The following is a 16,583-nucleotide window of genomic DNA, read 5'->3' as shown; positions in this document are numbered from 1 at the left end:
CGCTATGAAAAGCCCACAACCGACCGTGTCCATGGCGGATAAAGTTGCCTTGATCGACAGCCTCTGCGCCAAGGCGCGGATCCTGCCGGTGATCACCATCGCCCGCGAACAGGACATTCTGCCGCTGGCCGATGCCCTCGCGGCTGGCGGTTTGACCGCGTTGGAGGTGACCCTGCGTTCGGAGTTCGGCCTCAAGGCCATCCAGGTCCTGCGCGAGCAGCGTCCTGAGCTGTGCACCGGTGCCGGTACTGTGCTTGATCGTCACATGCTGGAGGCGGCGGAAGTGGCCGGCTCGCAGTTCATCGTTACCCCCGGGATCACCCGCGACCTGCTGGAAGCCTCGATACACAGCCCGATCCCGCTGCTGCCGGGCATCAGCAATGCGTCCGGCATCATGGAAGGCTATGGCCTGGGCTACCGTCGTTTCAAGCTGTTCCCCGCTGAAGTCAGCGGTGGCGTAGCGGCGATCAAGGCGTTGGGTGGCCCGTTCGGCGAAGTGAAGTTCTGCCCCACCGGCGGCGTCGGCCCGGCCAATATCAAAAGCTACATGGCGTTGAAAAACGTGATGTGCGTGGGCGGCAGCTGGATGCTTGATCCGGAGTGGGTCAAGAACGGCGACTGGGCACGTATTCAGGAAGTCACCGCTCAGGCGCTGGCGCTGCTGGATTGATCTGATTTACCGAATCGTTGTTGCTGTGCTTAACGGCATTTTTGCGGTGCACTTGGTCGGTGTACCGCTTTTTTTTGCCTGCAATAACGCCAAGCTCGCTTCTAACGAGGGCGGTGGTGCAGTTCGGTGATGGCATGGATCAGATGATGGATGTCGGCCACCGAGGTGACCAACCCCGGTGTGACCCGAATGCACGTCCCGAACGATGCCCCGACGCGCGTCGTGGTGAAGAGGTTGTAGTCCTTGAGCAAACGCTCCGCCATCGCCTGCTGGTCACGACCGCTGAACTTGAAAGCGGTAATCCCGCAATACAACCTTGGATCGTCCGGCGTCAGCACCTCGATCCCCGGCAATGCCCGCACCTGGCTCACCCACACATTGCGCAGGTAATTGACCCGCGCGCCCTTGGCTGCCGCGCCGCCCAGCGCCCGATGCTCGTCCAGTACCCGCGGCAGGGTCATCAGCGCCGGAAAGTTCGGCGTGCTGTAGGAGGTACGCGCGCGTACATCGGTGGTCGGGTAGTGAAATTCGCCCATGTCCGTGTCGATATCGGCCAGGCGCTCGGGCGCGATGTATAAAAAGCCCAGGGTCAACGGCGCGCCGATCCACTTGTGCAGGTTGAACCCGGCGAATTGGATGCCCAGTTCGGCGAGGTTGAAATCGATCTGGCCCAGGGCGTGGGCACCGTCGAGGATCACGTCTACGCCGTGGGCCCGCGCAGCCTGAGCAATGTCGGCTACCGGCATCACCAGCCCGGTGCGATGGGTGACGTGGGTCAGAGCCATCAGTTTGAGGCACGGGTGTTGGGCGAAGGCATCGCGATAGGTCTGTAGCAGGCTGTCGAAACTGGCCGGGTGGGTGTGGGACAGTTCGACAACCTCCACACCGCGATGCGCCGCCAGCCAGCGCATGGCGCCCTTGACCGTGTCGTACTCCAGGTCGCTGATCAGCACCTGGTCGCCCGGCTGCAGGCGATTGTAATTGCGGATCAGCGACTGCAAGGCTTCGGTGGCGTTGCGGGTGAACGCCACCGACTCGGGGTCCACTTCGATCAAGGCGGCGAGCTGGCGCCGGATCTCGACGCTCTCGCCTTGTTCAAAGCGCTGGCGCACATACACCGCATTGCTGCGGTTGATAAACGCTACATGCTCCAGGTATTGCGCCTGGACCGCACGGCTCATGCGACCAAAGTAGCCATTTTCCAGATTGATCGGGCCTGGCTCACAGTCATAGCGCTGGGCGATGGCTTGCCAGTGCGCTTCGTTATCGGCATTGCAGGGCATGGGCGTGGGCTCTTAATGGCGTGGGGCGGGTTTGCCGTGCTTGGCGCGCAGTGGGTCGAGCAGTTCTGACAGGCCGTTGTGGTCGATTTCCTGCATCAGTGCCAGCAGACCGCCCAGTTCGCCGTGGGGGAAACCTTCACGGGCGAACCAATTCAGGTAAGGGCCGGGCAGGTCGGCGATGATCCGGCCCTTGTATTTGCCGAAGGGCATTTCGCGGGTGACCAGCAGTTCCAGCTTTTCCGGGTTCATGGGCGTCAGGCAGTTACGAGGTTGGTCTTGGAAAATACAGGCATTCTGCATGAAGGCCAAATGACAGATCATGCAAATAACGTAGATACAGATGGTTCAATATTTCGTAACTATTTGAATTTAAACAATAAATTTATTTTTCAAAACCTGGCACGAGCGCTGCAATCATTAAGACAACCTTTCTCAACCCACATAAGGAATTGAAAAATGACTGACATCAACAAAGAATCGATCTCTGTACTGAACGACCTGATCGAAACCAGCATCGACGGTCAAAAAGGTTTCAAAGAGTGCGCTGAAGACATCAAGCACCCAGAACTCAAGGCGCTGTTTGCCAAGCGTTCTGCTGATTGCGCCACCGCTGCCGCCGAGCTGAAAACCGCCGTGCGTGCCCTGGGTGGTGATCCGGAAGATTCCGGCAGCGTTGCCGGCGCACTGCACCGTGGTTGGGTCGACGTTAAGTCGATGGTGACCGGTAAAGATGAAGAGGCTGTGCTGAACGAAGCCGAGCGCGGTGAAGACCACGCACTCAAGGCTTACCGTGAAGCGATCGAGAAGATCAACAAGCACAACCTGCTGGGCATTCGTGACCTGGTTGAGCGTCAGTACCATGGCGTACAACGCAATCACGACCAAGTGAAAGCCCTGCGTAACCAGGCTCGCGCTCAGTCGTAAGCTTACCGCGTAGTAAATGGGGGAGGGGGCTTGCTCCCGATAGCAGTGAATCAGTCGATGTTTAATGACTGACTTACCGCAATCGGCTGCAAGCCCCCTCTCACCTTTGTATTCAGCCGATGCTGATCGGCGGCAGTTCGGTCAGGGTCACCACCTGCTGTTTACGCGGTGCGAGGATCTCCGCCTCGCCATCCACCACCAGCTCATCGCGCTGGTTGAACACACGGGTGGCAATGCGCACGCGGAACTTGGGCAGTTTTTCCAGGATTTCCAGGCGCACGGTCAAGGTGTCGCCAATCTTCACCGGCTTCTGGAAGCTCATCTGCTGGCCGATGTAAATGGTACCCGGCCCAGGCAACTCACAGGCGACCGCTGCGCTGATCAGTGCGCCGCTGAACATGCCGTGGGCGATACGCTCCTTGAACATGGTCGCCTTCGCGTATTCCGCATCCAAATGCACCGGGTTGTGGTCACCGGACATGGCGGCGAACAGCTGGATATCGCGCTCTTCAACGGTTTTGCTGTAGCTGGCGGTCTGGCCGACTTCAAGGGCTTCGTACGGGGTATTGGTAACCTGGGTCATCTCAAGGTGCATCCTGTGGATAATCGGTAATTTTTTGATTTCAAAGGAAAAGTTATTCGCAGCGGGGCGGCCGATGCAAGCTCAGGGCGTGGTCCAGCCATGTCAGTACATCCGCCGTGACTTGCGAACGATTGGTTTCGTTGAACACTTCATGACGCGCCTGCGGGTAGATAGTCAGCTGCAGGTGCTGGCAGCCGGCCGCTTGCAGGGCCTGGGCCAGGTGGGTGAGACGCTTGCCCTCACTGACCGGATCACATTCGCCGCCCATTACCAGAATCGGCAGGCCCGGATCGATCTGCCGCAGGTTGGACGCTTTGCTGATCTGCTGCAAGCCGCCGAGCAGGTCCACCCACAATTGGTTGGTGCAGCGAAAGCCACAGAGTGGATCGTTGATGTACTTATCCACCTCGTCCGGGTCGCGGCTGAGCCAGTCGAAAGCTGTGCGATTGGGTTTGAATGCTTTGTTGAATGAGCCGAACGACAGAAAGTCGATCAGCGCGCTGCGACCGCGCACGCCTTGGCGCAGGCGTTCGGCGCGAGCGATCAGGCGCGCGGCGCGGTACAGCGCCACCGGCTGGAAATTCGACCCGCTGAGAATCGCCCCATGCAGGCTGGCGCTGTGGTGCAGCAGGTAAGCCTGGGCGATGTAGCTGCCCATGCTATGCCCCAGCAGCACGATCGGCAGCCCCGGATGCTGTTGGCCGATGTGCTGGTTGAGGCTGGCCAGATCGCCCACCACTTTGCTCCAACCGTCGCGCTCGGCGAACAACCCCAGAGTACCTTCATCGGCGGTCCGGCCATGACCGCGCTGGTCCGGCGCGTACACGCCGTAGCCCGCGTCGCACAGCGCCTGGGCCAGCCGCGCATAGCGCCCGCTGTGCTCAGCCATGCCATGGGACACCATCACCACGGCCTTGATCGGAGCCTGCGGCATCCATTGATTCACGTAGAGACGAGTGTGATCGTTGGCGGTCAGCCAGAAGGTGGACGGGTTCATGGCGATTCCTTTGCTCCGGGTCGTTGCAGTGTATCGCTGATCGGGTGAGGGGCGGGGTATCTGCCTGCGCATCAGCGGCAAGATTCATACAATCAATGACACAGTTCAGTGTATTTGCCTGTTTGGCCATAGCTGCTAACGTCCCCAAAGCTCCGCTTTCTATAAAGGCGGCCGGACACATGCGGGCAAGGGGAATAAGAATAATGCAACCTGATTTCTGGAATGACAAACGTGCGGCGGGCGTTCCCAATGACATCGACCTCACCACCTACAAGTCGGTGATCGAAGTGTTCGAGCGGTCCTGCAAGGCGTTCGCCGACCGTCCGGCATTCAGCAACATGGGCATCACCCTCACGTACGCCGAGCTTGAACGCCAGAGCGCGGCGTTCGCCGGCTACCTGCAGCATCACACCGACCTCAAGCCCGGCGAGCGCATCGCGGTGCAGATGCCCAACGTGCTGCATTACCCGATTGCCGTGTTCGGCGCGCTGCGCGCCGGGCTGATCGTGGTCAACACCAACCCGCTGTACACCCCGCGTGAGATGCGCCACCAGTTCAAGGATGCCGGCGTGCGCGCGCTGGTCTACCTCAACCTGTTCGGTTCACGGGTGCAGGAGGTGTGCGCGGACACCGAGATCGACTACCTGATCGAAGCGAAAATGGGCGACTTCCTGCCCGCGGTCAAAGGCTGGCTGGTCAACACCGTCGTCGACAAGGTCAAGAAGATGGTCCCGGCCTACCACCTGCCGCGCGCCGTGTCGTTCAAGCGCGCGCTGCGCATGGGGGCGGGCCTGGGCGTGACCCGCCACCCGGTGACCCTGGATGACATCGCCGTGTTGCAATACACAGGCGGCACCACCGGCCTGGCCAAGGGCGCGATGCTGACCCACGGCAATCTGGTCGCCAATATGCAGCAGGCGCGGGCGTGCATGTCCCAGGTCAGCGACAACGGTCAGCCGCTGGTGCGCGAAGGGCAGGAGGTGATGATTGCGCCGCTGCCGCTGTACCACATCTATGCCTTCACCGCGAACTGCATGTGCATGATGGTGACCGGCAACCACAACGTGCTGATCACCAACCCGCGCGACATCGGAGGGTTTATCAAGGAGCTGAAAAAATGGCGGTTCTCCTGCCTGCTGGGGTTGAACACCCTGTTTGTGGCGCTGATGGACCACCCGGACTTCAAGACCCTGGATTTCTCCCACCTCAAGATCACCAATTCCGGCGGTACTGCGCTGGTCAAGGCCACCGCCGAGCGCTGGAAGGCCCTGACCGGCTGCACCATCGGCGAAGGCTACGGCCTGACCGAAACCTCGCCGGTGGCCAGCACCAATCCTTACGGCAGCCAGTCGCGGCTGGGCACCGTGGGCATGCCGGTGCCGGGTACGGCGATGAAAGTGATCGATGACGAAGGCCACGAATTGCCCCTGGGGGAGCGCGGCGAATTGTGCATCAAGGGCCCTCAGGTGATGAAAGGCTACTGGCAACAGCCGGCGGCAACCGCCGAAACCCTGGATGCCGAGGGCTGGCTGAAAACCGGGGATATCGCGGTGATCGACAGCGACGGTTTTGTGAGCATCGTCGACCGCAAGAAAGACCTGATCATCGTGTCCGGTTTCAACGTATACCCCAACGAAATCGAAGACGTGGTAATGGCCCACCCGGCGGTGGCCAGTTGTGCGGTGATCGGCGTGCCGGACGAGCGCACCGGGGAAGCGGTAAAACTGTTCGTGGTAGCGCGTTCTCAGGGCGTTAGCCTTGAAGAGCTGAAGGCCTACTGCAAAGCCAACTTCACCGGCTACAAAGTGCCCAAGCACATCGTCTTGCGTGAGTCGTTGCCGATGACGCCGGTGGGCAAGATCCTGCGCAGGGAGCTGCGCGAGATCGCCTGACCCCGAAGTGAAATGCAATCAAAATGTGTAAGGGGGCCTGCCCCCGATGGCGGTGGAACAGTCAGCATTTGTATCGACTGATCCACTGCCATCGGGAGCAGGCCCCCTCTCATATTCGTCTGTGTTTAACCTGTTAAGCCCTGTTCTAGAGCCTTTTCAGGCGGTATAGAATTTTTGCTCTAAAAATGACTATTGGATATTCTTGAGTCATGTTTATGACTGTAGGGGCCTCTTTTGGCTCTAGTCGGCCCTCGGCAAAGCTGCTACTCTCGGCGCGCTTTGTGACCTCTCGGCCTGCTTGAACGCGCCGGACTCACCTAAAAAAACATACACCAATAATAATCGCATCAAATGCGATGATGAATTCGCGTCGCTGAGGAGTGGGCTTCCATGAACGAAGACTTTTGGAAGGATAAGTACCCCGCCGGGATTGCTGCAGACATCAATCCAGACGAGTATCCAAATATTCAGGCGGTACTGAAACAGTCCTGCCAGCGCTTCGCCAACAAACCGGCTTTCAGCAACCTGGGCAAGACAATCACCTACGGTGAATTGTACGAACTGTCCGGCGCCTTTGCCGCTTACCTGCAACAGCATACCGACTTGAAGCCAGGCGATCGAATCGCCGTGCAACTGCCCAACGTCCTGCAATACCCGGTCGCTGTGTTCGGTGCCATCCGCGCCGGCCTGATCGTGGTCAACACCAACCCGCTGTACACCGCGCGGGAAATGGAACACCAGTTCAACGATTCCGGCGCCAAAGCGCTGGTGTGCCTGGCCAACATGGCTCACCTGGCGGAAAAGGTCGTGCCCAAGACCGCCGTCAAGCATGTGATCGTCACCGAAGTCGCCGACCTGCTGCCGCCGCTCAAGCGCCTGCTGATCAACAGCGTCATCAAGTACGTGAAAAAGATGGTCCCGGCGTATCACTTGCCCCAGGCCGTCAAGTTCAACGACGTGCTCGCCAAAGGCCGTGGCCAACCGGTCAGCGACGCCAGTCCGCTCAGCAGCGATGTGGCCGTGCTGCAATACACCGGCGGCACCACCGGCGTGGCCAAGGGCGCGATGCTGACCCACCGCAACCTGGTGGCCAACATGCTGCAGTGCAAGGCGCTGATGGGCTCAAACCTCAATGAGGGTTGCGAGATCCTGATCACGCCGCTGCCGCTGTACCACATCTACGCGTTCACCTTTCACTGCATGGCGATGATGCTGATCGGCAACCACAACATCCTGATCAGCAACCCGCGCGACCTGCCGGCGATGGTCAAGGAACTGTCGAAGTGGAAGTTCAGTGGCTTTGTCGGCCTGAACACGTTGTTCGTGGCGCTGTGCAACAACGAGGCTTTCCGCAAGCTGGACTTCTCCGCACTGAAAGTCACCCTGTCGGGCGGCATGGCCCTGCAATTGGCGGCGGCCGAGCGCTGGAAAGCCGTGACCGGTTGCGGCATCTGCGAAGGTTACGGCATGACCGAGACCAGCCCGGTGGCCACGGTCAACCCGATCCAGCATATCCAGATCGGCACCATCGGCATTCCGGTGCCCTCGACGGTGTGCAAGGTCATTGCCGACGACGGCACCGAGCTGGCGCTGGGCGAAACCGGCGAATTGTGCGTCAAGGGCCCGCAAGTGATGAAGGGCTACTGGCAGCGCCAGGACGCCACCGACGAGATGCTCGACAGCGAAGGCTGGCTCAAGACCGGCGACATCGCGATCATCCAGCCCGATGGCTATATGCGCATTGTCGACCGCAAGAAGGACATGATCCTGGTCTCCGGCTTCAACGTGTACCCCAACGAGCTGGAAGACGTGCTGGCCGGCCTGCCGGGCGTGTTGCAATGCGCGGCCATCGGTGTGCCGGACGAGAAATCCGGTGAGCACATCAAGCTGTTTATCGTGGTCAAGCCGGGCGCGACCCTGACCAAAGAGCAGGTCATGGAGCACATGCGCGCTAACGTTACCGGCTATAAGGTGCCCAAGGCCGTGGAATTTCGCGATGCCTTGCCGACTACCAACGTAGGCAAGATCCTGCGTCGCGAGTTGCGCGACGAAGAGCTGAAGAAGCTCGGGCTTAAAAAGTAATGCAATTCAAATGTGGGAGGGGGCCAAGCCACCTCTCACATTTTTTTGACTGCGGCTCTTACAGAGCGAACTGCGCGAAGCTCACACCTGCACCCGCCGGACGCACGTCCTTCAAGAACGAGTCCTTGTCCGCGCTCAGCTCCAAGGTGATCTCCGGCCTGCGCTTGCCCGCATTACGCACCACCAACCCTTCGAGTTTTTCACGCAGAAACGCCGTCGGCACCTTCAGGTGCAGCAACTGGTCGGATTCGGCGTTATGCATCAACAAGTGAATCCACTCGTACTGACCCACCGCAATCCGCGCCACCGGCAGATCGAACCACCAGATATTGCGTTTACGGTCCAGGTCGGTGAAATGGCAATTGTTGACGCCGAGTACGGCACCGCCCAATTCCTGGTTTCTGCGGGCAATGGCCTGTGCTTTATTGAGTTTCATAACCTTCCTACGGGATCTGTTATTCAGCGTAATAGCCTGAATGTGCCGCGCATTCTCGTGGGTTGGCCGCAAAACATAAAGCCCAACCTGTGCGCGACGATCAAATGCACGTTGAAATAATTGAAACTCTGCCGAACGGCCCCCGGTCAATCTTTAGGTAATGACCAAAAACCCTGATTGTTCTTTCGGAGAAATACCATGGGCAGCACAGCGGATAAGGCAAAAGGTTTGGCCAACGAAGCGGTTGGTAACGTCAAGCAAGGTGTCGGCAAAGCGACCGATAACGACAAACTGCGTGCTGAAGGTGTGGTTCAAGAGAAGAAAGGCGAAGCACAGCAGGCTGTCGGCAAGACCAAGGATGCCGTCAAAAAAGCCACTAAGTAATGCTGGCTAGGGCGGGTGCAAACCCGTCGTCCTGCGGCCATCCACGGATGGCCGTTTTTATGTCCTGCGCTGCAACTAAACTTTGGAAATTGTTTCAAAGTCGCCAGATGGGCTACTTTGAGGTAGAAAACGGCTCTTGAGTCGCCCACGATCTTTTCCTCTTTGCGGCGAAAGGAGACGCTATGATTTTTCCCGTACTTGATGGCCTCAAGCTGCACACCGTGCTGTTTCGCACCATCAAGGAATTCGTCGATGACGAAATGCCCACCTACGCGTCGGCGCTGGCTTACCAGATGCTGTTCTCGCTGTTTCCATTCCTGCTGTTTTTGATCGCCCTGATCGGTTTCCTGCACCTGCCGGACTTCTTCAGCTGGCTGCGCCTGCAATCGGAGCTGGTGCTGCCGCCCCAGGCGCTGGAGCAGGTCAACCCGGTGATCGACCAGCTGCAGCAATCCAAAGGTGGCCTGCTCTCGGTAGGTATCGTGATTGCACTGTGGACGGCCTCGGCCGGTGTTCGCCTGATGATGAGCGCGATGAACGCGGCCTACGACGTGGTCGAAGGTCGGCCGATCTGGAAGCGTTTTCCGCTGTCGATTTTTTATACCATCGGTATCGCCGGCATGCTGCTGGCCGCTGCCGCGCTGATGGTGCTCGGCCCTCAAGTGATGGAGTGGCTGGCGGGGCAGATCGGTATGCAGGAGTTCGTGGTGACCCTGTGGACCATCCTGCGCTGGCCGCTGATCGTGATCCTGCTGATGTTTGCCGTGGCGTTGATGTACTACGTGATGCCCGATGTCGAGCAGAAGTTTCGCTTTATCACGCCGGGCTCGGTGCTGGCGGTGGTGGTGTGGATCGTCGCCTCCCTGGGTTTTGGCTATTACGTCAAGACCTTCGCCGACTACAACGCCATGTATGGCAGCATCGGTGCGATCATTGTGTTGCTGCTGTACTTTTATATTTCCGCCGCGGTGCTGCTGCTGGGCGCGGAGATGAACGCCGTGATCGAACACATGTCAGCCGAAGGCAAGGAACCCGGGGCGAAGGATTTCGACGAGCCGCCGGCCTTGGAAAAACAGCACGTGTCCGGCCTTGGCCGTGACCACTCCATCAAGCCCACTACTGACGAAGTCTGATCGATGATCCGTGAAATCCTGAAAATGGGCGACGAACGCCTGCTGCGCATCGCCCCTCCGGTTCCGCCGGAAATGTTCGACAGCCCCGAGCTGTGGCAATTGATCGATGACATGTTCCAGACCATGGAACATGTAGGAGGTGTGGGCCTGGCCGCCCCGCAGATCGGCGTCGACCTGCAACTGGTGATCTTTGGCTTCGAGAGCAGCGAACGCTACCCGGACGCGCCACCCGTGCCCCAGACCATCCTGATCAACCCGTTGATCACGCCGCTCAGCCCGGTGCTCGAAGAGGGGTTTGAAGGCTGCCTGTCGGTGCCTGGCCTGCGTGGCGCGGTGAACCGCTACCAGCAGATCCGCTATGAAGGTTTCGACCCCAAGGGCGAGCCTATCGTGCGCTTTGCCGATGGTTTCCATGCGCGGGTAGTGCAACACGAATGCGACCATCTGATCGGCCGCTTATACCCGTCGCGCATCACCGATTTCAGCAAGTTCGGTTTCATCGACGTGATGTTCCCGGAGCTGGATCCCACTACGGCCGATTAAACAAAGAAATGCCGATCAGAATGTGGGAAGGAGCTTGCCCAGTAGCCTTAGTTAGCTGCACATAATCCAAGCCTGCTCACCACAGGGGATCGGCGCACAAAGTGGTTGTGGTGAGCGGGCTTGCCCCGCGCCGGGCCGCGAAGCGGCCCTCTCTCCAGACACAGCGGTGTGCCAGACAAAAAACATGGGCCATTCCCTGCCGGTCACCGGCTATCCGAGGGCGACCTCACTCCCGATTCCAAGCCCATCGCGATCATCGGTTTGTTGCGCTTGTAACGCACCAGCCGCTCGCTGAGGGACTGCGGCAATCGCGTGTCCTGTGTAAAGCCCATCCGCTGATACAACCGCTCCAAGTCAGGATGGCACAACAACCATACCGTGCCCTCGGCTGACGCGACTGCCTCACGGATCAACCGCGTCGCCAAACCCTGGCTGCGATAATCCGGCGCCACAAACACGCCCGTCAGCCACTGCCCGCCCACTGCGGGGGTCAGGCACAACCCGGCGACAATGTCGCCATCGCGCGCCACCCATAAACGCCCGCCCTTGAGCGCCTTCATCGATGAGTCGTGGCGGCGGTAAAATTTGTTCAGCAGCGGCCACAGGGGCGCTGGCAGTGGCTCAATGGACAACTCGGGCATGGTATTCAAGCAGGCGTCGTGAGGGGGCCAGGATTATAAGCGCCTTCTGCCGGGCAATAGGTGGTATACCCAATGCTGCATCCCTTCACAGCGGAGTACGCAACATGGCCAAAGGTATGGATTCAAAGAAAGCCGCGAAGAAAAAACCGGCAAAGACCGCCGATGAAAAACGCGCAGACAAGTAAGCCAAGAAATCCGAAACAGGTCTGTTCGGGCACTGATCCGCAAACGCCTGTTCGCTCAAGGGCGAGCAGGCTTGCGAAGTCGTTCGATGGCACGATCATCCGGGAATGGCCGCAGCGTTCGTGAGTGCTTAAAAACCTCGCGGCCAGTGACGTCAGATGGCCGCCAAGGTCTCTTTCAGCGCTTGCGCCTGAGGCGCAGCCGTCTTCGCCGCTACTTGCTGTTCCTGCTGCTGCTTCAAGCGTTCAGCCACCTGCTTGGAAATCGCGTCCTGCTTTTCCTGCGACATGTTCTGCACATCCGCCTCGGTCAGCCCCTGTTCCTTGAGCAATTGCTCACGGATACGTTCGGCCGGAGATTTGCTCATGTATTCAGTGAACTCCGCGCGTGCGCCGGACGTAGCGTTGGTGGCCGGCACATCGCTGGTGGTACTGGTCTGCAATTGCACACGGGTTTTGGCGAAGGCTTCATCGATACGATCGGTGGCCTTGTCCAGTTCCTTTTGCGCGGCCGGTACGGTCACGGCTTGTTGCGCCGCTTGCAAAGCGCCGCTGTACAGTGCGCTGGCGGCGGCGTTGGCGGGGTCCATGTCGGGGCGCTTGATCTGTTGAACGGTCGACACGGCTTGGGTGTTGTTGTTTACCAGCATGATCGTCACCTGTGAAATGTTCGTTGCCACAGCTGGAGCAAATAGCATGCCGAGTGCCGGCCCCCCCGGTTTGTTGGGGGCGGCGCGCCGTCGGCGGCAAAACTTATCCCACCGACGGCCAACCGTTGCCGTCAATGGGCGATATGTTCCAGGGCCAGGTTGCGCGTGCGTGGCCCGAACCAACTGATGGTGATCATCACGATCAACGTGCTGCTGGCGATAAACGCCAGTACACCGGGCGTGCCCAAGTGCTCGAGAATGAACCCGATCAACAGACTGCTGAACACTGTCGACAAGCGGCTGAACGAATAACAGAACCCCACCGCCCGCGCGCGAATATTGGTTGGGAACAGTTCGCTCTGGTACGAGTGATAACTGAAGCTCAGCCAGGCATTGCAGAACGTGATCATCACCCCGCAGAACACCAGCCCCACCGCCGTGGTCTGTAGCGCGAACAGGCTGCCGAAGATTACCGCGCCCATGGCCGAGCCGACGATCTGCCACTTGTTCTCAAAGCGGTTGGCCACCTTCACGAACAGCAACGGCCCCAGCGGATAGGCGAGGGTGATGATAAACGCGTACAGCAAACTGTGGGTCACACTCACGCCCTGGCCCGACAGCAACGCCGGCAACCAATTGCCAAAGCCGAAAAAACCGATGGCCTGGAACACATGGAACACGATCAGCATCAACGCCCGGCGTCGGTACGGCGGCTGCCAGATATCGGCAAAACGCCCGCTGCCCTGCACGCTGACGGCCTCTGGCTCGGGCTCGTCCAGCGGTTTGCCGTGATCCTGGCGGCAGTGCGCCTCCAGGTTGTCCATGATCTGCCCGGCCTCGTCGAAGCGGCCTTGTTGCGCGAGCCAACGCGGTGATTCCGGCAAACGCTTGCGCAGTTGCCAGATAAACAGTGCAAACACCGCACTGGTCAGCACCACCCAACGCCAACCGGCGATCCCGAATGGCGCCTGGGGCACCAGCCACCACGACATCAGCGCCACGGCGGGCACCGACAGAAACTGGATAAAAAACGCGAAGGCAAACGCTGAGCTGCGCATGCGCTTGGGCACCAGTTCCGAGAGGTAGGCGTCGATCGTCACCAGCTCGATGCCCAGGCCGATGCCCACCAGAAAACGCATGCCGATAATGCCCAGGGCGGATGTCTGGATGCCCATCAACACGGTGGCCACCGTGTACCAGATCAGCGCAAAGGTGAAGATCGCCCGGCGCCCGAAGCGATCGGCAATCGGACTGAGCAGGCTGGCGCCGAGGAACAGGCCCAGAAAGGTCGCGGAGGCGAACGCGGCCTGGTCGGAGAAACCGAACACACCCTCGCTGCCGGTGTGGAAAATTCCATCGCTGATCAGGCCTGGGCTGATGTAGGCAGTCTGGAACAGGTCATACAACTCAAAAAAACCACCGATCGACAGCAGCGCCACCAGGCGCCAGACGGTGGCGACGGCGGGCAGGCGGTCGATGCGTGCGCTGATGTGGGCAGCGCGCAACGGGTCGATGCCGTCGGTGGCTGAGGCGGTGAGGGTCGACATGGCTGAGATTCCAGGGGCAGTGACCTGGAATCTTAGCCGGCTAACGGAAACTGCTGCTTGTTAAGTTGCAGGTGGCGCCGAGCACATTTGGCGATTAATTGCGCATAAGGCGCATGGCTTAAGGTTTTATGGCGTGACGATCAATTATGACCATCAAGGGCGAATGCCTTGAAGCCCGCATGCTGGCTGAGCCTGTCGTAATAGGCCGTCACCGCGGGAAAGGGCGGATGCTCCATCGGCGTCATGCGCCAGCGGTGCACCGACAGGCCGATAAGGATGTCGGCCAGGGTAAATTCATCACCGGCGACGTAGGCCTGCGTCTTGGTCAACTGTTGTTCGAGGATGGCCATCTTGTCGTTCCAGCCTTGCACACCGGCCTGGATGCGTTGCGGGTCCTGATAGTCCGGGTTTTTGCGCACCAAGGCATGGAACGCGTAGCCCCAGGACGGGTTCAGCTCGGTAGCCTGCCAATCCATCCACTGCTCCACCCGAGCCCTTGGCGCGGGCTCGGCGGGCAGCAGGTCATGCCGTTGGTATAGGCCGACCAGATAGCGGCAAATGGTATTGGATTCCCACAGCACGCCGTGGTCATCGATCAGCACCGGCACCTGGGCGTTGGGGTTCAGGGCCAGGAACTCGGCGGATTGAGTGGGTGTGTAGCCGATGCCCCAATCTTCACGCACGTAGTCGATGCCCAGTTCCTGGCAGGTCCAGAGCACTTTGCGCACGTTGATGGACGACGCGCGGCCCAAGATTTTCAGTGAATGTCCCATGGTGCTTCCCTGGCGATGGAGAGAGGGGACAATCTAGCAGGGGCGACAAGCGACGGCGATATCTCTAAGTGTGCACGGAAAAAAATGTGCGAAGGGGAGGGGCTCAACAGCGTGGGGCGTGCAGGTCCGCGGCCTTGCCGACCAGCAGTACGCTCAGCTCACTTAATTGATGAATGGCCAAGGCGACATCACGGTGTTTACCGGATAGGTCATTGGACAAATCAAGCAGCAAGGTGCTGACGGAACAGACGGTTTCGTAACTGTTGATCAACAGGCTTTCGATGGAGACATCGGGGATGACGGTGAAAAGCGTATGCGTGGGATGTGGGCTTTGCATGTTTAAGTACCTGATTTGGGCTGATACCTCATCGCTACTAAACGAGGGTGGCAGCTGTACGCAGGTTAGTAGACCGGTATCCCACACAAACCCGGCGCACCCGAAGGCGCCCTGCGCACAGCCACCATCAAGCATCGATAGGCTCATGCATCTTGTGTTGGGAGGCTCGGGCTACTAAACCCGATCACCGAGAATTCAGCGACCGGCAAACCTTAAAGATCGCCTCCCAGGCACACAAGCCGGCGGATTCTGACGTAAGCGTAGGCAAGCGGGCAAGGCGCTTACCGTAATGTCAGCTGCTTCCTACACCTGTCCTACGTGCTCTCCCGCACGCGCAACTCAAACCCCATATCCACCACCGGCTTGGCGATCTTGTTACCCGCCATGATCGTCAACAAATGCTCCGCCGCACGCCGGCCAATCGCTTCGCGCGGAGTGCTGATGCTGCTCAGGCGCGGCACCATGAAGGAGGAGGACGGCAAGTCGTTGAAACCCAGCACCGCCACTTGTTCGGGCACCTTGATGTTATGGCGCAGCGCTTCCAGCAATGCGCCCTGGGCCAAGTCGTCATTGCCGAAGAAAATCGCATCCACATCCGGATGGCTGGCCAGCAACTGCAGAAACAACTCGCCGCCCAGGCCCACGGAAGAGGGGCGCGGCGTCAGCAGTTCCAAGGCGGGGTCGTAGAGGCCGGCCTGTTGCAGCGCGCGGCGAAAGCCTTCGCCGCGCAGCAGGGTGCGTTGGTCCAGTTGCGCGCCGATGTACGCCAGGCGCTTGCGCCCACGGGCGATCAAGTGCGCCGCCGCCGTTTCACCGGCGACCAGTTGCGAGAAACCCACGCAGTTCACGCCGGCGTTGGGGTCCAGGTCCATCATGTAGACGCAGGGTACGTTGCTGGTCTCGACCATCCGTCGGGCGCTTTCGGTGCGGTCGAAGCCGGTCAGCAGCAGGCCTCGCGGCTGGTAGGCCATGTAATTGCGCAGCAGGTTTTCTTCTTCATCGCGCGAGTAGTGGGAGTTGCCGATCAACACTTCGAAGCCCTTGGGCCGCAGTACCTGATGAATGGCTTCGAGGGTTTCGATGAACAGCAGGTTGGACAGCGAAGGCACCAGCACCACCACCGAATGGCTCTGGGCCGAGGCCAATGCGCGGGCGGCAGGGTTGACCACGTAATTGAGTTCGGCGGCGGCGTGCCGGACTTTTTCCGCCAACTCCGTGGCCACGGTGCTGATGCCGCGCAGGGCGCGTGAGGCGGTGATAGGGCTGACGCCGGCCAGGCGGGCGACTTCGTTCAGGGTGGGGCGTCCCGTCGTGCGGGTATTTTTATCGTTCTTGGAGGTCATCAGGCGGCTTGCCAAACAAAAATCGAGGCACTAAGGTAGCGCTGTCTCCAAAAGGCTGCAAATACTTGAACGTTGGGTTGCCTGATCCTGTTCAAACCATTGGAGCGGATGCACGCGTCACTCCATAAAAAAAGACAAGACGGCGCGGGAAAAGCCTGTTTTTGCACTAGCCTTACAGCGTGC

General features: G+C 59.6%; 18 protein-coding genes. 7 read left to right on the top strand and 11 right to left on the bottom strand.

Annotated features, from left to right (window positions below):
• The first annotated feature begins 4 nt into the window (after positions 1–4).
• Positions 5–670, top strand: a complete 666-nt coding sequence (locus tag QRN10_RS15835; RefSeq protein WP_285428687.1) for a bifunctional 4-hydroxy-2-oxoglutarate aldolase/2-dehydro-3-deoxy-phosphogluconate aldolase — start codon at positions 5–7, stop codon at positions 668–670.
• A gap of 101 nt (positions 671–771) precedes the next feature.
• Here the strand turns inward: QRN10_RS15835 and QRN10_RS15830 are convergent, their stop codons facing one another.
• Positions 772–1,953 (bottom strand): aminotransferase class V-fold PLP-dependent enzyme, encoded by a 1,182-nt coding sequence (locus tag QRN10_RS15830; RefSeq protein ID WP_285428686.1) that lies wholly within the window; start codon positions 1,951–1,953, stop codon positions 772–774.
• Positions 1,954–1,965: 12 nt separating this feature from the next.
• Complete coding sequence (locus QRN10_RS15825; protein WP_181080169.1) at positions 1,966–2,202, bottom strand: DUF3820 family protein; 237 nt, start codon at positions 2,200–2,202, stop codon at positions 1,966–1,968.
• Positions 2,203–2,409: 207 nt separating this feature from the next.
• On the opposite strand from QRN10_RS15825, the gene QRN10_RS15820 reads away from it, so the two are divergent.
• Positions 2,410–2,877: a ferritin-like domain-containing protein gene (locus QRN10_RS15820; protein WP_003175720.1), complete on the top strand. Its 468-nt coding sequence runs from the start codon at positions 2,410–2,412 to the stop codon at positions 2,875–2,877.
• 112 nt (positions 2,878–2,989) lie between these two features.
• On the opposite strand, the gene QRN10_RS15815 is transcribed toward QRN10_RS15820, so the two are convergent.
• Positions 2,990–3,460 carry a MaoC family dehydratase gene (locus tag QRN10_RS15815; protein ID WP_003175719.1) on the bottom strand — a complete coding sequence of 157 codons (471 nt, stop codon included), beginning with the start codon at positions 3,458–3,460 and terminating at the stop codon, positions 2,990–2,992.
• A gap of 52 nt (positions 3,461–3,512) precedes the next feature.
• Complete coding sequence (locus QRN10_RS15810) at positions 3,513–4,457, bottom strand: alpha/beta hydrolase (RefSeq protein ID WP_181080120.1); 945 nt, start codon at positions 4,455–4,457, stop codon at positions 3,513–3,515.
• Positions 4,458–4,660: 203 nt separating this feature from the next.
• Between QRN10_RS15810 and fadD2 the strand changes: the two genes are divergently transcribed.
• Together fadD2 and fadD1 are read left to right on the top strand one after the other, a co-directional pair.
• On the top strand, positions 4,661–6,349 hold the full coding sequence (gene fadD2 / locus QRN10_RS15805) for a long-chain-fatty-acid--CoA ligase FadD2 (protein WP_181080121.1): 1,689 nt from the start codon (positions 4,661–4,663) through the stop codon (positions 6,347–6,349).
• A 390-nt stretch (positions 6,350–6,739) separates the two neighbouring features.
• On the top strand, positions 6,740–8,431 hold the full coding sequence (fadD1, locus tag QRN10_RS15800; protein WP_181080122.1) for a long-chain-fatty-acid--CoA ligase FadD1: 1,692 nt from the start codon (positions 6,740–6,742) through the stop codon (positions 8,429–8,431).
• 58 nt (positions 8,432–8,489) lie between these two features.
• On the opposite strand, the gene QRN10_RS15795 is transcribed toward fadD1, so the two are convergent.
• Entirely contained in the window at positions 8,490–8,867 is a 378-nt protein-coding gene (locus QRN10_RS15795; protein WP_253509094.1) for a hypothetical protein, read from the bottom strand.
• Positions 8,868–9,065: 198 nt separating this feature from the next.
• Between QRN10_RS15795 and QRN10_RS15790 the strand changes: the two genes are divergently transcribed.
• The 3 genes from QRN10_RS15790 to def all read left to right on the top strand — a co-directional run bounded on the left by QRN10_RS15790 (position 9,066) and on the right by def (position 10,927).
• On the top strand, positions 9,066–9,251 hold the full coding sequence (locus tag QRN10_RS15790) for a CsbD family protein (RefSeq protein WP_181080124.1): 186 nt from the start codon (positions 9,066–9,068) through the stop codon (positions 9,249–9,251).
• A 182-nt stretch (positions 9,252–9,433) separates the two neighbouring features.
• The gene (locus tag QRN10_RS15785) at positions 9,434–10,384 is read left to right on the top strand and encodes a YihY/virulence factor BrkB family protein (RefSeq protein WP_253509092.1); all 951 of its coding nucleotides are present in this window, start codon (positions 9,434–9,436) and stop codon (positions 10,382–10,384) included.
• A gap of 3 nt (positions 10,385–10,387) precedes the next feature.
• Positions 10,388–10,927 (top strand): peptide deformylase, encoded by a 540-nt coding sequence (gene def / locus QRN10_RS15780; protein ID WP_181080126.1) that lies wholly within the window; start codon positions 10,388–10,390, stop codon positions 10,925–10,927.
• 203 nt (positions 10,928–11,130) lie between these two features.
• Here def and QRN10_RS15775 read toward each other — a convergent pair whose 3' ends face one another.
• From QRN10_RS15775 to gntR, 6 genes are all read right to left on the bottom strand, one after another.
• Complete coding sequence (locus QRN10_RS15775) at positions 11,131–11,568, bottom strand: GNAT family N-acetyltransferase (RefSeq protein WP_285428685.1); 438 nt, start codon at positions 11,566–11,568, stop codon at positions 11,131–11,133.
• Between the two features lie 337 nt (positions 11,569–11,905).
• A complete protein-coding gene (locus QRN10_RS15770) occupies positions 11,906–12,400 on the bottom strand; it encodes a hypothetical protein (protein ID WP_181080127.1) in 495 nt (164 codons plus the stop codon).
• A 131-nt stretch (positions 12,401–12,531) separates the two neighbouring features.
• Complete coding sequence (locus QRN10_RS15765) at positions 12,532–13,947, bottom strand: MFS transporter (protein WP_285428684.1); 1,416 nt, start codon at positions 13,945–13,947, stop codon at positions 12,532–12,534.
• 140 nt (positions 13,948–14,087) lie between these two features.
• A complete protein-coding gene (locus QRN10_RS15760; RefSeq protein WP_181080129.1) occupies positions 14,088–14,720 on the bottom strand; it encodes a glutathione S-transferase family protein in 633 nt (210 codons plus the stop codon).
• Between the two features lie 103 nt (positions 14,721–14,823).
• A complete protein-coding gene (locus tag QRN10_RS15755; protein WP_181080130.1) occupies positions 14,824–15,057 on the bottom strand; it encodes a DUF6124 family protein in 234 nt (77 codons plus the stop codon).
• A 314-nt stretch (positions 15,058–15,371) separates the two neighbouring features.
• Positions 15,372–16,403, bottom strand: a complete 1,032-nt coding sequence (gene gntR, locus QRN10_RS15750; protein WP_181080171.1) for an HTH-type transcriptional regulator GntR — start codon at positions 16,401–16,403, stop codon at positions 15,372–15,374.
• Positions 16,404–16,583 lie beyond the last annotated feature (180 nt).

Source organism: Pseudomonas sp. lyk4-R2A-8 (assembly GCF_030209095.1).
Taxonomy (GTDB): Bacteria; Pseudomonadota; Gammaproteobacteria; order Pseudomonadales; family Pseudomonadaceae; genus Aquipseudomonas; species Aquipseudomonas quebecensis.
The sequence above is the reverse complement of the archived record's forward strand: the minus strand, read 5'-3'. Positions and strand labels throughout refer to the sequence as shown.